General features: G+C 67.7%; 13 protein-coding genes. 11 read left to right on the top strand and 2 right to left on the bottom strand.

The genetic code is table 11. The features are described 5' to 3' along the window. The first annotated feature begins 716 nt into the window (after positions 1–716). The 10 genes from ASD86_RS04885 to ASD86_RS28160 all read left to right on the top strand — a co-directional run bounded on the left by ASD86_RS04885 (position 717) and on the right by ASD86_RS28160 (position 12,010). Entirely contained in the window at positions 717–1,307 is a 591-nt protein-coding gene (locus ASD86_RS04885; protein WP_056107606.1) for a TMEM165/GDT1 family protein, read from the top strand. 252 nt (positions 1,308–1,559) lie between these two features. Beyond that, entirely contained in the window at positions 1,560–2,666 is a 1,107-nt protein-coding gene (locus ASD86_RS04880) for a GGDEF domain-containing protein (RefSeq protein WP_162253613.1), read from the top strand. A gap of 193 nt (positions 2,667–2,859) precedes the next feature. Beyond that, entirely contained in the window at positions 2,860–4,158 is a 1,299-nt protein-coding gene (locus ASD86_RS04875; RefSeq protein ID WP_056107602.1) for a nucleoside transporter C-terminal domain-containing protein, read from the top strand. A 4-nt stretch (positions 4,159–4,162) separates the two neighbouring features. Then, positions 4,163–5,143, top strand: coding sequence for a ribokinase (locus tag ASD86_RS04870; RefSeq protein WP_056107600.1), 981 nt, complete (start codon positions 4,163–4,165; stop codon positions 5,141–5,143). Positions 5,144–5,447: 304 nt separating this feature from the next. Then, positions 5,448–7,574 carry a TonB-dependent receptor gene (locus tag ASD86_RS04865; RefSeq protein ID WP_056107597.1) on the top strand — a complete coding sequence of 709 codons (2,127 nt, stop codon included), beginning with the start codon at positions 5,448–5,450 and terminating at the stop codon, positions 7,572–7,574. Between the two features lie 99 nt (positions 7,575–7,673). Continuing rightward, a complete protein-coding gene (locus ASD86_RS04860) occupies positions 7,674–8,732 on the top strand; it encodes a PepSY-associated TM helix domain-containing protein (protein ID WP_235567670.1) in 1,059 nt (352 codons plus the stop codon). 283 nt (positions 8,733–9,015) lie between these two features. Continuing rightward, positions 9,016–10,098 carry an alpha/beta hydrolase gene (locus ASD86_RS04850; protein WP_235567669.1) on the top strand — a complete coding sequence of 361 codons (1,083 nt, stop codon included), beginning with the start codon at positions 9,016–9,018 and terminating at the stop codon, positions 10,096–10,098. Positions 10,099–10,257: 159 nt separating this feature from the next. Next, positions 10,258–10,596, top strand: a complete 339-nt coding sequence (locus tag ASD86_RS04845) for a YegP family protein (protein ID WP_056107588.1) — start codon at positions 10,258–10,260, stop codon at positions 10,594–10,596. A 232-nt stretch (positions 10,597–10,828) separates the two neighbouring features. After that, the gene (gene dusB / locus ASD86_RS04840; protein ID WP_056107661.1) at positions 10,829–11,827 is read left to right on the top strand and encodes a tRNA dihydrouridine synthase DusB; all 999 of its coding nucleotides are present in this window, start codon (positions 10,829–10,831) and stop codon (positions 11,825–11,827) included. A gap of 60 nt (positions 11,828–11,887) precedes the next feature. Beyond that, positions 11,888–12,010: a hypothetical protein gene (locus tag ASD86_RS28160; RefSeq protein ID WP_255357256.1), complete on the top strand. Its 123-nt coding sequence runs from the start codon at positions 11,888–11,890 to the stop codon at positions 12,008–12,010. 30 nt (positions 12,011–12,040) lie between these two features. Here the strand turns inward: ASD86_RS28160 and ASD86_RS04835 are convergent, their stop codons facing one another. Further along, on the bottom strand, positions 12,041–12,532 hold the full coding sequence (locus ASD86_RS04835) for a PEGA domain-containing protein (RefSeq protein ID WP_082578074.1): 492 nt from the start codon (positions 12,530–12,532) through the stop codon (positions 12,041–12,043). Between the two features lie 192 nt (positions 12,533–12,724). Beyond that, complete coding sequence (locus ASD86_RS04830; RefSeq protein WP_082578073.1) at positions 12,725–13,828, bottom strand: metal-dependent hydrolase; 1,104 nt, start codon at positions 13,826–13,828, stop codon at positions 12,725–12,727. Between the two features lie 138 nt (positions 13,829–13,966). On the opposite strand from ASD86_RS04830, the gene ASD86_RS04825 reads away from it, so the two are divergent. After that, positions 13,967–14,668: an amino acid racemase gene (locus ASD86_RS04825; protein WP_056107584.1), complete on the top strand. Its 702-nt coding sequence runs from the start codon at positions 13,967–13,969 to the stop codon at positions 14,666–14,668. Positions 14,669–14,834 lie beyond the last annotated feature (166 nt).

Genomic DNA, 14,834 nt, shown 5'->3' with positions numbered 1-14,834 from the left:
GGACATCCATGTCCCGGTAGCGCACGGCGTGCATCCTGCACGCCGCCCTTCGGGTGTCCGTTTTGCTAACGCGAGTCAGTGGCTTCGCGGCGCTGGATGAACTGCGCGACTTCGAGCATAAGCAAAAGCTGGATGGCCTATCTGTAGGAGCGGCGCAAGCCGCGACCACGCCACCGCGGCAACGTCGAGATTTACGCCGTAGTTGCGGTGACGTGGTCGCGGCTTGCGCCGCTCCTACAGGGGCTGCGACGTCGCCACGTCGCCTCGTGCTTGAACGATGGGCGCGACACGCATCACGCCAAACACCACACTCCAGACCGCACTCGCAAAGCAAGAACACTGATTGCGTCGAATCGCGGAACACCCGTCCAAGCCTCGCCCCTTGCGTCCCGACAACCAAAGCACGAACCAAAGCGAAAGCTTCTCATTTGCTGCGCACCCCGCCGAATACCGCTACAATCCGCGCACTTTCCTCCTCCGGGGAGTAGCCCACCCGCGCACCGACCAGGTTCGCGGGGGCATGCGTCAACACACTTGGTCCACAGGCCATGGCGCATGTACGGCAGCCAGCGTGCGATCGAGCCACGGCCTCAGGCCTGGCGACCGACCACGCAGCGACCACGGGCAAGACCGAAGGCAGGCGTTGCGTGCAACCCGGGTCGGGCCACGTGGCGTCCGCCTTCGCGTCCACGCGAATGCCCGACCCTGGAGTTGTCATGGATCTGTCCTACCTGCCGGCCTCGGTCGTCACCACCGCGGTGTCGACCGGCACCGTCGCGCTCGCCGAAATCGGCGACAAGACCCAGTTGCTCGCCCTGCTGCTCGCCGCGCGCTTTCGTAAGCCGCTACCGATCATCGCCGGCATCCTGCTCGCCACCTTGCTCAACCACGCTCTCGCCGCGTGGTTCGGCACCCTGGTCGCGCAGTGGCTGAAACCCGAGATCCTGCGCTGGGTGGTCGCCGCGAGCTTCTTCGCGGTCGCGCTGTGGACCCTCAAGCCCGACCAGTTGGACGAAGCAGAAACCAAGTTCTCCGCGCGCGGCGCCTTCATCGCCACCACCATCGCGTTCTTCTTCGCCGAGATCGGCGACAAGACCCAGGTCGCGACCGTGCTGCTGGCAACCCGCTACGAGCCGCTGTGGGCGGTGATCTTCGGCACCACGATCGGCATGCTGCTGGCTAACGTGCCGGTCGCCCTGCTCGGCAGCCGCTTCGCCGATCGCCTGCCGCTGAAGACCGCGCGTTACGTGGCCGCGGTGGTGTTCGCGGTGTTGGCGCTGTGGGTGGCGATGCGCGGCATCGGCTGATCGCCGGCCGGTTCGCGCCAACCGCGTCCGGCCGAGACGGCGCCCGCAACGGCGCCGTCGTCGCCTGACGGCAACCATGGGCGCGTCGCGAACGGCCCGTTCTCAGTGTCGGGACGATTCGCCGGCACGTTCGGCCGGCACGTTCGGCTGGCACGTTCGTCGGCGCGCGGTCGCGCTATGCTCGCCGCGGGCCGCGCTTGGCCGTAAACGGGAACCGGGATGTACCAAGGCGTGGGCGGTCGGATACGCAGCGTGCTCGTGGCGCTGCTGTTGCGGCCGGACGAAATCATGCTCGAGATCGGCGCCGGCGGCGAACTGCTGGTGGCGCGCCTGCGCGCGGTGCTCGCGGCGATGCTGCTGCTGTTGCCGCTGCTCAACGCGTTCGGCGGCGGCAGCGTCAAGGAAACCATGATCGGCCTGGGCGGGGCGATCTTCGTCAACGTGTTCTCGCAACTGGCGCTGGCGCTGGCGCGGCGGCAGCGCCGGTACCGTTGGCTGCCGTTCTGCACCGCCGGGTTCGACGTCACCGCGACCACCCTGGTGCTGGCGATGCTGGCCGCGCAGCACCTGCCGGCCGGCCTCAACAGCCTGATCGTGTGGTGCGGCTATCTGCTGGCGATCCTGCTGACCGCGCTGCGCAGCGACGGCCGGGTAACCTTGTTCGCCGGCACGCTCGCGCTGGTCCAGTACGGGCTGTTGGTGCTGTGGGTATTCGCCACGGCCGGCTCGCCGGAGGACCTGATGTCCAGCGATTACGGCGCGGTCACCGTCGGCAGCCAGACCCAGCGTCTGGTGCTGCTGGCGATGATGACCGTGGCGACGTCGATGATCGTTTACCGGATGCAGCGCCTGATCGAGATGTCGGGCACCGACGGCCTGACCCGGCTGCCGAACCGGACCTGGCTGACCCACCGCATCCCGCGCCTGTTCGACGCGGTGCGCCGCGACGGCGGCAGCCTGACCCTGGCCCTGATCGACCTGGACCATTTCAAGCGCATCAACGACGACTACGGCCATCGCCTCGGCGACCGTAGCCTGCGCCACCTGGTCACGGTGCTGCGCGAGCAGTCCGAGCCCAGCGAATGGCTGGTGCGGCTGAGCGGCGGCGAGTTCCTGCTGGTGATGCGCAAGCCGCTGGGCACCGCGTTCGAGGAAGTCGACGCGATCCGGCGCGCGGTCGCCGAGCGCCCGTTCGAACCCGGCCGCGGCGCCGAGCCGCTGTGGCTGAGTTTCAGCGCCGGCCTGGTCACCTTCCCGCAGGAGGGCGGCGACCTGTCGCGGCTGCTGCGGCGGGCCGACCTGCGCCTGCAGCGGGCCAAGCAGTCCGGGCGCAACCGGGTGGTGGCGCGGGATCTGTAGGCCAGCGCAGCCCGCAAAAAACCCCGTGATCGCCGCCGCGGCCTCCATACAAAAAACCGCCTGAGCGTCTTTTCAACGCTTAAAACGCGTTTGCGCTGCGCCGCGGCTTGCCGCTGAGGCGGCCAGCCACTAGGCTGCGCCGACTAATTAGACGTCAAAAAGCCGCCGGAGCCCCGGCGCCGGGGAGAGTGGAGTGGATTCGATTTCGCGCGTGGCCTTCGGCCTGTTCGGTTTGGCGGTGCTCGTAGGCATTGCGTGGGTGTTCTCGGTCAAGCGTCGCGCGGTCGACTGGAAACTGGTCGGTATCGGCATCTCGCTGCAGATCGCCTTCGCCGCGGTGGTGCTGCTGGTGCCCGGCGGCAAGGACGTGTTCGACTCGATCGGCAAGGGCTTCGTCCACGTGCTCGAGTTCGTCGGCGCCGGCTCGAAGTTCATCTTCGGCGACCTGATGGACGTCAGCAAATTCGGCTTCATCTTCGCCTTCCAGGTGCTGCCGACGATCATCTTCTTCTCGGCCCTGATGGGCGTGCTGTATCACCTGGGCGTGATGCAGGCGATCGTGCGCGCGATGGCCTGGGCGATCACCAAGGTCATGCGCGTGTCCGGCGCGGAGACCACCAGCGTATGCGCCAGCGTGTTCATCGGCCAGACCGAGGCGCCGCTGACCGTGCGCCCGTACATCAGCAAGATGACCGAATCCGAGCTGATCACGATGATGATCGGCGGCATGGCCCACATCGCCGGCGGCGTGCTCGCGGCCTATGTCGGCATGCTCGGCGCCGGCGACCCGGTGCAGCAGGCGTTCTACGCCAAGCATCTGCTGGCCGCGTCGATCATGGCCGCGCCAGCGACCCTGGTGATCGCCAAGATCCTGGTGCCCGAGACCGGCGATCCGCTGACCCGCGGCACGGTCAAGATGGAAATCGAGAAGACCACCGCCAACGTCATCGACGCGGCCGCGGCCGGCGCCGGCGACGGCCTGCGCCTGGCGCTGAACATCGGCGCGATGCTGCTGGCCTTCATCGCCCTGATCGCGCTGGTCAACGCGCCGCTGACCTGGCTCGGCGAGCAGACCGGCCTGGCCGCCGCGATCGGCCGTCCGACCGACCTGTCGACCCTGCTCGGCTTCGTGCTGGCGCCGATCGCCTGGGTGATCGGCACGCCGTGGGCCGACGCGACCGTGGTCGGCGGTTTGATCGGCGAGAAGGTCGTGCTCAACGAATTCGTCGCGTACACGCACCTGGCCGACATCGTCAACGGCAAGGTCGCGGGCATGTCGCTCAGCGACGAAGGCCGCCTGATCGCGACCTACGCATTGTGCGGCTTCGCCAACTTCAGCTCGATCGCGATCCAGATCGGCGGCATCGGCGGGCTCGCCCCGGAACGTCGCCAGGACCTGGCCCGGTTCGGCCTGCGCGCGGTGCTCGGCGGTTCGATCGCCACCTTCATGACCGCGACCATCGCGGGCGTGCTGACCCACTTCGCCGCTTAAGTTCATGACCGACCTGCCTAACGGCCACGTCGTCGTGGTCGGCTCGTTCAATGTCGACCACGTGTGGGCCTTGCCGGTGCTGCCACGTCCCGGCGAAACCCTCGCCGGCACCTACCACACCGGTCCCGGCGGCAAGGGTTTCAACCAGGCCACCGCGGCGGCGCGCGCGGGTGCACGGACCGCGTTCGTGTGCGCGCTGGGCGACGACGCCGGCGGTCAGCTGGCGCGTGCATTGGCCACCGCCGACGGCATCGACCTGCGCGATCTGCGCAGCGACGCACCGACCGGCACCGCCGGCATCTATGTCGACGCCGACGGCCGCAACAGCATCGTGATCGGCCCCGGCGCGAACGCGCAGCTGTCGCCTGCGTTCATCGACGAACACCGCGCGGCGTTCAGTGCCGCGAACGTGGTGCTGACCCAGTTGGAAACGCCGGTCGAATCGGCCGCCGCCGCGTTCACGCTGGCGCGCGCGGCCGGCGCCCTGACCCTGCTCAACCCGGCCCCGGCCGATGCGGTCGTCAGCGCCGAGCTGTGGGCGTTGAGCGATGCGATCACCCCGAACGAAACCGAGTTCTGCGCGCAACTGCGTCGGCACACCGGCAGCGAACTCGATCCCGACACCCTGGCCGCGCTGGACGATGCGCAGTTGCACGCGCATTGCCGCGCGCTGTTGCCGCATGGCAGCGTGATCGTGACCCTCGGCAAGTCCGGCTGCTTCGTCTCGCACGCCGACGGCGCGCTGCGCGGCGATACCCAGGCCTGCTACCGGGTCGCGGCCGCGGCGGTGCAGGCGGTCGACACCACCGGCGCGGGCGATGCCTTCAACGGCGCCCTGGCCGCGTCGCTGGCGCGCGCGGGCGACCAGCCTTTCGGCGAACACATCGCCTATGCCAACCGCTATGCCGGCCTGTCGACCGAGCGCGCGGGCGCGGCGGCGGCGATGCCCAACGACGCCGACCTGCGGGCGCGTTTTTCCGCCTGAGCTTCTCTTCCGCGTGTGCGGGCGAGCTTCCGCTCCTAAGCCCCTCTCCCGCGTGCGGGAGAGGGGTTGGGGTGAGGGCACCGACGGCAGTCGAAGCACCCTCATCCGGTCCTTCGGACCACCTTCTCCCGCATGCGGGAGAAGGATTCGGGCGGTGCATGCCGGGTTTTCCGCCACTGCGTACTGCCAGCCCGTACGACCCTGCCCGGCTCCCAACACGCCCCAGCTCTCCGCCCGGCCTTTAAATTGAGAATGGTTCGCATTAGCATGCCAACCCTGTCGCAGTTTTCAGGTCCCCGCCCCCATGCCCCGCCTTACCCTCCTCGCCAGCGCCCTGCTGGCCGCGCTTGCCGTGCCCGTCGCCCAGGCCGCTGAAGCCGATGCCAAGGACATCGACCGCGTCACCGTCTCGGCCAGCACCAGCCGCACGCCCAACTCCGAGGCCGCGCTGGCCAACACGATCACGGTGATCGATCAGGAGCAGCTCAACCAGCAGCTCGCGGTGACCCAGGACATCTCGCAGGTGCTGGCCAACCTGATCCCCTCGTTCTCGCCCTCGCGGCAGAAGCTCACCAACGGCGGCGAGACCCTGCGCGGGCGCAAGCCGCTGTACCTGGTCGACGGCGTGCCGCAGTCCACGCCGCTGCGCGAAGGCGGCCGCGACGGCCACACCGTCGACCCCGCCATGATCGAACGCATCGAAGTCATCCACGGCGCCAACGCGCTGCAAGGCCTGGGCGCCTCGGGCGGCATCATCAACATCATCACCAAGCGCGCGCCGCGCCAGGACGGCGAGACCTTCCAGGACCTCAGCATCGGCGCCAGCACCGCGCTGCCGAGCCAGAGCGACGGCACCGGTTATCGCGCCTCGTACCTGTTCGGCACCCGCCGCGGCGCGTTCGACTTCGTCGGTGGCGCGTCCTACGCCAGCGAGGGCCTGTACTACGATGGCAACGGCGATGCGATCGCGGTCAACGACATCCAGGGCGACCTGATGGACGCGCGCACCCACAATGTATTCGCCAAGGCCGGCTGGAACATCGACGATCGCCGCCGCCTGCAGCTCACCGCCAACCGCTACGAATTGCAGGGCAACAACGACTACATCACCGTCAACGGCGACATCCGCACCGGCAAGCTCGCGACCTCCGCGCGCGGCAGCCGCGAAGGCGAAGGCGCGCGCAACCGCTCGACCTCGCTGGTACTGGACTACACCGACAAGCAACTGGCCGGCGGTTTCTTCAACGCGCAGTTGTTCTGGGTCGACTTCAAGGGCCTGTACGGCGCCACCGACTGGGAAGACTTCTGGCGCGACGGCCGCGACCTGCACTGGTGGGATCAGTCGCAGAACGTGTCGGAGAAGACCGGCGGCAAGTTCAGCTGGTCGCGCGACAACCTGTTCGACCAGCGCCTGCGGGTGACCGGCGGCCTGGACTGGAACCGCGACAAGACCTACCAGGAACTGGTGGTCTCCGGCCTCAAGTGGGTGCCGCAAACCCAGTACGAATCGTGGTCGCCGTTTCTGCAGGCCGAGTGGTGGGTCGCCGACAAGGTGATGCTGACCGCGGGTGTGCGGCATGAGCGCGGCACGCTGAAGGTCGGCGATTTCACCACCATCCCGGCCAACGCCGGCGGCAGCCGCTTCGTCGAGGGCGGCTCGCCCAAGACCCGCGAAACCCTGCCGAATTACGGCATCGTGTTCGAAGCCACCGACGCGCTGAAGTTCTACGCGTCCTACTCGGAGGGCTACACCGTCGCCGATATCGGCCGGGTGCTGCGCGGCATCACCACGCCGAACCAGCGCGTCGATCAATTGGTCGACCTGTCGCCGGTGGTGTCGGACAACCGCGAGATCGGCGTGGACTTCGACAACGGCCGCTGGCTCGCCCATCTGGCGGCGTACTGGTCGGATTCCGACCTCGGCTCGCGCCTGGCGTTCGATCGCAATACCCAGAGTTATTTCGTCGTGCGCGAGCGCACCGAAATCCGCGGCATCGAAGGCAATGTCGCGTTCCAGTTCTCCGACGCCGGCCGGGTCGGCGTGGGCTACGCGCAGGCCAACGGCCGCTACGACAGCGACGGCGATGATCGCGTCGACAGCGACCTGCCCGGCATCAACATCAGCCCCGATCGCATCACCGCGTTCTGGGACCAGCGCTGGAACGACACCGTGTCGACCCGCCTGCAGGGCAGCCGCGCGCTCGACCGCGACTTCGACCTCAAGGGCGTGCGCGTGGCCAGTACCGACGGCTACACCACCGTCGACCTGCAGGCGCGCTTCAAGCTGCCGCTGGGCCAGTTGAACCTGGGCGTGGAGAATCTGTTCGACGAGCAATACATCACCTACTACTCGCAAAGCACGCCGCGCAACGACACCTACGTGTCCGGACGCGGCCGGGTGTTCAGCGCAAGCTGGTCGCATCGTTTCTAAACTGATCGATCCGAAATCGACCGCGACCCACGCCCAGCCATGACCGACCGCCAGGCCCCCGCAGATTCACCGCCGCGCACACGCTCGCGATCACGCGCGGTGCTGCGGTGGCTGCACCTGTGGCTCGGCCTGAGCCTGGGCACGGCGTTCGCGCTGGTGGCGTTGTCGGGCACGGTGCTCGCGTTCCAGCGCGAACTCGCGCTGTGGGCGTATCCGCAACTGCAACGCGACGCGGCGATCACCCCGCAGCAACGCAGCCAGGCGCTACAACGCATCGTCGGGCAGTGGCAGACGCCGGGCATGAGTTCGCTCGACCTGCCGACGCCGCAGTTGCCGGTGTGGCAGGGCTATTTTCCCGACAACGAGCGGCGTTACTTCGATCCGGCCAGCGGCGAACTGCTGCTGACCCGCAACACCGGCAACGACGCGGTGCTGTGGTTGCGCGATCTGCATACGCATCTGTTGTCGGGCAAGACCGGCGAGCAAGTGCTCGGCGTGGTCGGCATCGTCGCGGTGTTCATGCTGCTCAGCGGTTTGTACCTGTGGTGGCCGCGCTGGTCGGCGCTGGCGGCGAGCCTGAAGTGGTACCGCGGGCCGCCGACGCGACGCTGGCTCAGCTGGCATCGCGGCCTGGGGCTGTGGCTGCTGCCGTTGACCTTGCTCGCGGCGCTGACCGGCACCTCGATGGTCTACGACGAGGTCGCGCGCAACGCATTGCGCGCGACCTTCGGCGACGGCAAGCCGCCCAAGCCGCCGAAACTCGCCGCCAGCGATCAGCCGGCCGACTGGGACGCGGTGCTGCGCGCGGCCGATGCCGCGGTCGCGCCGGGCGGCGCCTTGGCCGGAGCGCAGTTGCGCCGCATCGGGCTGCCCAAGACCGGCAGCGGTATGGTCTCGATCCGCGCGCGCATGCCGGCCGAATGGCATCCGGTCGGACGCAGCCAGGTCTGGATCGATCCGTATCGCGGCGCGGTGATCGGCGCGCAGGACGCGACCACACAGGGCCGCGGCTCGCGCAGCTTCGACGCCATCTATCCGCTGCACGGTGGCTTCGTCGGCGGACGCGTGTGGCAAAGCCTGATCGCGCTGACCGGGCTGGTGCCGGCGTTTCTGCTCATCACCGGTTTCCTGTTCTGGCGCCGACGGCGCGGGCGCTGACGCAGGTCATCGAGGCCGCGGCCGAAAGGTCTTTTGTGGCAGGGGCTTCAGCGCCGACGCTTCGCTTTCCGATGAGGAAAACCCCCGAGGCGATGCCGCGATCTGAGCCGAAAGCTTCGCAGCCCAAACCCCTGCCCACCCCGACCCGACCTATCGCGACTACGCGACCGCAGGCCACGACAGCTTCAAGATTTGGTTGAGGCAAGCAAAAGAAATCGTCGCTACTCGCGCTCGGACCGTGGCACCACAATCGCAGGCTCCGCCAAACGGGGCTTTGCAAACCATGGATTCCATAGCATCTCGCGGCGAGCGAGCACCCTGGTCGATAGCCCGAACCTGCCTGCTGCTCGCGTGCCTGCTCGGGTGGTCGAACGCGATTGCCGCCATCGCCGTCGCGCCAGCGCCCGAGGCCGGGCCGATCCCGGTAGACGCAACAGCGCAATCCCCGCAGAAAGAAAACACCTGGGCCCAGGGCATCTGGCAGCCGCCGAAGGGCTTGAAGCAGATCCCGATCTGGCCTGACGGCGCGCCGGACATGCAGGGCGTCGTTCAAGGCCCGGAAAGAATCGAAATCGCGCAAACGCCGGACGCGCTCGAGGGGACCACGTCCGAGGCGGCCTGGGACGTCGCCTCACCCACGATCACCGTGTTCCCACCGAAGGGTGAGAACACCGGCGTGGCGGTGATCGTGTTTCCGGGCGGCGGGTTCAAGGCGGTCGTGGTCACCAAGCAAGGCACCGAGATATGCGGATGGATCGCTTCGAAAGGAATCACCTGCATCCTGTCGAAGTACCGCGTTCCCAAAAGCAATCATCATTGGGACAACGAGTGCGAATGCGCGATCACGCCCAAGGTTCCGCGCGCGCTTCAGGACGCGCAGAGAACCATCAGACTGGTTCGCGCCAAAGCGCGCGAACTGGGCGTCGACCCAGACAAGATCGGCGTCATGGGTTTCTCGGCAGGCGGCTATCTGGTCGCGCAGACCAGCAATATCTTCGAGCCGGCCTACAAACCCGTGGACGCGATCGACAAGATCAGCAGTCGCCCGGACTTCGCCATTGCGTTCTATCCCGGCCATCTGTGCCGCCCCGGCGCGCGCCTGGACCCGGGCATACGCGTCAGCCGGCGAACACCGCCCACGTTCCTGTTGCAGGCATGGGACGACCCGGTCGACGAGATCTGCAACAGCACGGTGTATGCGCGCGCGCTCGACGCGGCCGGCGTCGCAGCGGAAGTCCATCTGTTCGCCAAGGGCGGCCATGCCTTCGGCTTGAGGCGCATGGCGCACCCGGTCGTCGCGGTCTGGCCGTCGCTGGTCGAGAACTGGCTGGTCGAAATCGGCGTGCTGGCGCCGAAAGCGCATTGAAAGGCCGGTGCCGCCGCGCTCGACGGCCAAGACGCGCGCACCCAAACCGTTCATTCCTGAAACACCCCCCTCCGACCGGTCCGGCTTCACAACGGCGTTGTATGCACGTGTAACCGGAAGTCACACGTCCGCCACGGGCGGCTCAACGAGGGAACGAACATGTCAGGCAAGTACGTCATCAGCAAGCAGAGCAACGGTCAGTACCACTTCGTGCTCAAGGCCGGCAACGGCGAAACCATTCTGAGCAGCGAGAGCTATACCGCTCACGCATCCTGCGAAAACGGCATCGCGTCGGTGCGCGCCAACAGCCCGATCGATGCGCGCTACGAGCGCAAGCTGTCGTCCAACAACAAACCGTATTTCGTGCTCAAGGCCGGCAACCACGAGGTCATCGGCACCAGCGAGCTGTACAACAGCGACGCGGCGCGCGAGAACGGCATCGACGCGGTCAAGCAGAACGGCCCGACCGCCACGGTCGAAGACAACAGCGGCGGCTGAGCCGACCGACATGGGCCGGTCCGCAGGGGCCGGCCTGAGCGTCGCCGCAGCTGAATCTGCGGCCACGTTCGTTTGGAGGGGGCCGGATCCGAACCGGGCGGCCGCCGAGCCGGCCTGATTGCGCCGCATGGAATCCGCCGCCTCGAACCCGCGGTCGCGAACTCGACGGCCGACCCTTGCGTCCCGTGCCCCTTTGCCGGGCACCTTGCGCCGCGTGGCTTACAATGCCGCCATGCGCATCGGCCCCCACTCCATCGCCCCGCGCGTGATCCTCGCGCCCATGGCCGGGGTCACCGACAAACCCTTCCGCGTGCTGGCCAAGCGCTTGGGCGCGGGCCTGTGCGTGTCGGAGATGACCACCAGCGACCCGCGTTTCTGGAACACCGCCAAGTCGCGCCACCGCATGGACCACGACGGCGAGCCCGACCCGATCAGCGTGCAGATCGCCGGCACCGTGCCGCAGATCATGGCCGAGGCCGCGCGCTACAACGTCGACCACGGCGCCCAGCTGATCGACATCAACATGGGCTGCCCGGCCAAGAAGGTCTGCAACGCCTGGGCCGGCTCGGCGCTGATGCGCGACGAAAGCCTGGTCGCGCGCATCGTCGAGGCGGTGGTCAAGGCGGTCGACGTGCCGGTCACGCTCAAGATCCGCACCGGCTGGGACCACGACCAGCGCAACGCGCCGAGCATCGCGCGCATCGCCCAGGACGCCGGCATCGCCTCGCTCGCGGTGCATGGCCGCACCCGCGACCAGCAGTACACCGGCCACGCCGAATACGACACCATCGCCGCGATCAAGGCCGAGCTGTCGATCCCGGTGATCGCCAACGGCGACATCGATTCGCCGCGGAAGGCCGCGTTCGTGCTCGCGCAGACCGGCTGCGACGCGGTCATGGTCGGCCGCGCCGCGCAGGGCCGGCCGTGGATTTTCCGCGAGATCGCTTACTTCCTCGAACACGGCGAGGAACTGCCGCCGCCGTCGCTGCGCGAAGTACGCGACATCCTGCTCGACCATCTCGAACACCTGCACGCGTTCTACGGCGAAGTCGCCGGGGTGCGCATCGCGCGCAAGCATCTGGGCTGGTACGCGAAGGATCGTCCGGAAAACATCGCATTCCGCGCGGTGGTCAATCGCGCCGATTCGGCGGAGTTGCAATTGCAGCTGACGCGCGATTATTTCGATGCGTTGATCGCGGGCGTGGTGCCGGAGCTGTCGGCGGCGGCTTGAGAATTTGTCGCTTACGCTCGCGGCGATCGGTGCAGGTGCGCGGCGAGCGGGTATCGGGACTTGAGCGCCGCCTACGAAATTCCGCGGCTTGCGCGGGCCTTGCGAGATTTCTCCGGCAAAGGCTGGCGCCGCGACCCGCAGCCTGACCGACAAAACATCGCCGGCATCGAGCGTGATCTCTGATCGCCCAGCCACGCGACCACCGCGCCAAGTTCAGTGCTTCTTCTGCTTGGCCTTCTGCCGCGCATAGTCCTCGGGCGTCTGCCCGTGCTCGGGTACCAGCGGGAACGCCGGCACGGTGCAACCCGGCTTCTCTTCCAACAGCAGCACCGCAACCACATTCGGATTCAAGTCCTTGGCCGCGCCGCTGGCTGCGTCCACGCCGGCTCCGATCAGGCCGCCGATCAGCATGTTGCCGGCCAGCCCGGCCGCGCCCGCGCCGCCGACCTGGCTGCGCACCTGGGCCAGAGCCTGGCGGTAACCGGGTTTGCACAATTCAACCGCGACCGGGTATTTGCGCTTGAGCTTGAGCGTGCACGGCGTCGAGCATCGCTCGCCGTTGGACAGCGACACGGTCGCGCCGCCGGGCAGGCTGTCGATGGTCAGCGACTGGGTCGAGCCGCGCGCGAAGGTCGCGCAACCGGTGCCGGCGAGCGCGAGCAGCACAGCCGCGGCCAAGCCGAGCCGGTGCAGAACATGGTGCATGGTGTACCTCGGATGATCTGACAATGCTTGCCGCGGTCTGTGGAGCGCGTCTGCATGATGCAGTGCGGCCATGCCGGCGCAAGCCAGCGGCACCGATGGATTATGCGACGTCCGATCCGCGCAGTGCCCTGATCGCATCGGAATCCCGTGCTGGATCCCGCGCAAGAATCCGGCGATGACCCTGCGCGGCGGCTACTTCAACGTATCGCTGTGCACCCGAGCGCGCATCGCCGTCGCCTCTTGCAGCGAATGCACCCGTGCGGCGGCTTCGGCATCCGCATCGGCGACGATCGCCGGTTCGTTCCAGATCCGCGCCCACATCGCCGGCAACGCCTGCTTCACGTCCGCCGACCACTTCAGCTGTTGGGGTTCGATCTCGCGCCAGTTCTCGCCGTCGCGCTCAGCCACGGCGAAGCGGAAGGTGTACTCGGGTTCGGCGCCCATGCGCAGGTCGCTCAGCAGCAGTCGGCCGTCCTGCTGCTCGGCCTTCATGAAGCCGTGGTTGAACCATTGCAGCCGATGCACGGCCGGGTAGCCGTTAACCTGAGTGAAGGCGGGAATGTCGGAACGGTAGTGCCGGAACTGCATCGGCCCGCGATCGGCGGCCAGCGAGCGCTCGCCCTCGACGAAACCGTCGGGCGTCATCGCCACCACCCGCCACAGCAGGGTGTTGAACGGCGTCGGCACCGAGAAGCGCGGCGCGTTTTCCAGGCCGAGCTTGGCCAGCGCCGGCGCGGCGTCCTGTTCGACTCGGTGTTTCGCCCACAGCGAACCGCCGAGGTACAGCGAACTCAGGCCCAGCCCGACCAGCAAGGCCGGCTGCGCCATGCGGCGTTCGTGCCAGAACCAGGCGACCACGCAGGCGATCAGCAGCCAGATCGTGTACAGCGGATCGATGATGAACACGCTCGACCACATCACCGGTTTCATCGGCAGCGGCCACAGCAACTGGGTGCCGTAGACGGTGAACGCGTCGAGCAGCGGATGGGTCAGCAGCGCGGCCTGCATCGCCCAGAACCAGCGCTTCGGCGATTCGGCCACGCGGCCGCCGCGCGCGCGGCACCAGCCCCATATCGCCCAGGCCACGAACGGCAGCACCAGCAGCGAATGACTGAGGCTGCGATGCCAGGTCATGCGCGCGACCGGATCGTCGGTGAACAGGTTGACCGGGATGACGTCGAGGTCGGGCAAGGTGCCCAGGGCCGCGCCCGCGAGCAGGGCCGCGCGGCGGTGTTTGGCAGGGGCGATGGCGGCGCTCAGCGCGGCGCCGAGCACGATCTGGGTCAGTGAATCCATCCGCGAATGCTACCGATACGGCACAACGCGGGCGTTTGTTTTTCGTTTTCCCGGGTTGATTGTCGGAAGCCGGTAGCTCCCTGCAGGCGCGGCTTCGGCAGAATAGCGATACCCATTACGTTCGCTCGGGAGTCGTCCATGCCCCACCCCGCGTCCATCGGCATCGTCGCCTGTTCGGCCGAAGGCGCCGCGCTGTGCTATCGCACGATCTGCAGCGAAGGCGCGGCCCTGCTCGGCCCGCATGCGCATCCGCAGATCGCGCTGCATACCCATTCGCTGGCCGACTACGTCGCCTGCCTGGATCGCGGCGATATCGACGGCGTCGGCGAGTTGATGCTGTCCTCGGCGCACAAGCTCGCCCAAGCCGGCGCTCAGTTCCTGATCTGCCCCGACAACACCATCCATCAGGCGATGGACTACGTGCTGCCGCGTTCGCCGCTGCCGTGGCTGCACATCGCCGAAGTGGTCGCGCGCAGCGCGGCCGAACGCGGCTTCCGCCGAATCGGCCTGACCGGGACGCAGTGGCTGGTCGAGAGCGAGGTCTATCCCGACAAACTCGGCGCGCTGGGGCTGGAGTTCGTGCGACCCGATGCGCAGCAACGCGCGGCGATCGGCCGGCTGATCATGGACGAGCTGGTGTACGGGGTATTCAAGCCGTCGACGGTGGCGTATTTCCAGCAGGTCATCGAGGGGCTTAAGGCCCAGGGCTGCGACGCGGTGGTGCTGGGGTGCACCGAGATTCCGCTGATCATCGGCGACGGGAACTCGGTGTTGCCTACGTTGGATTCGACGCGGTTGTTGGCGCGGGCGGCGTTGCGGCGAGCTGTAACTGGCGGGTGATTGCGACGAATGACCAAGCGCCCTCACCCCAGCCCTCTCCCGCAAGCGGGAGAGGGAGTTAGAAGCAGCTCTGCTCCCTGCCGCCTTAAACGGAAGAAGGGGGCAAATCCGTAAGTGGGAGAAAGTGTCAGAAACCTCGCCACTCCCTTCTCCCGCTTGCGGGAGA

Origin of the sequence: Lysobacter sp. Root690 (genome assembly GCF_001427785.1) — a bacterium.
Classification (GTDB): Bacteria; Pseudomonadota; Gammaproteobacteria; order Xanthomonadales; family Xanthomonadaceae; genus Lysobacter.
This window is presented reverse-complemented; position numbering and strand designations above follow the sequence as displayed.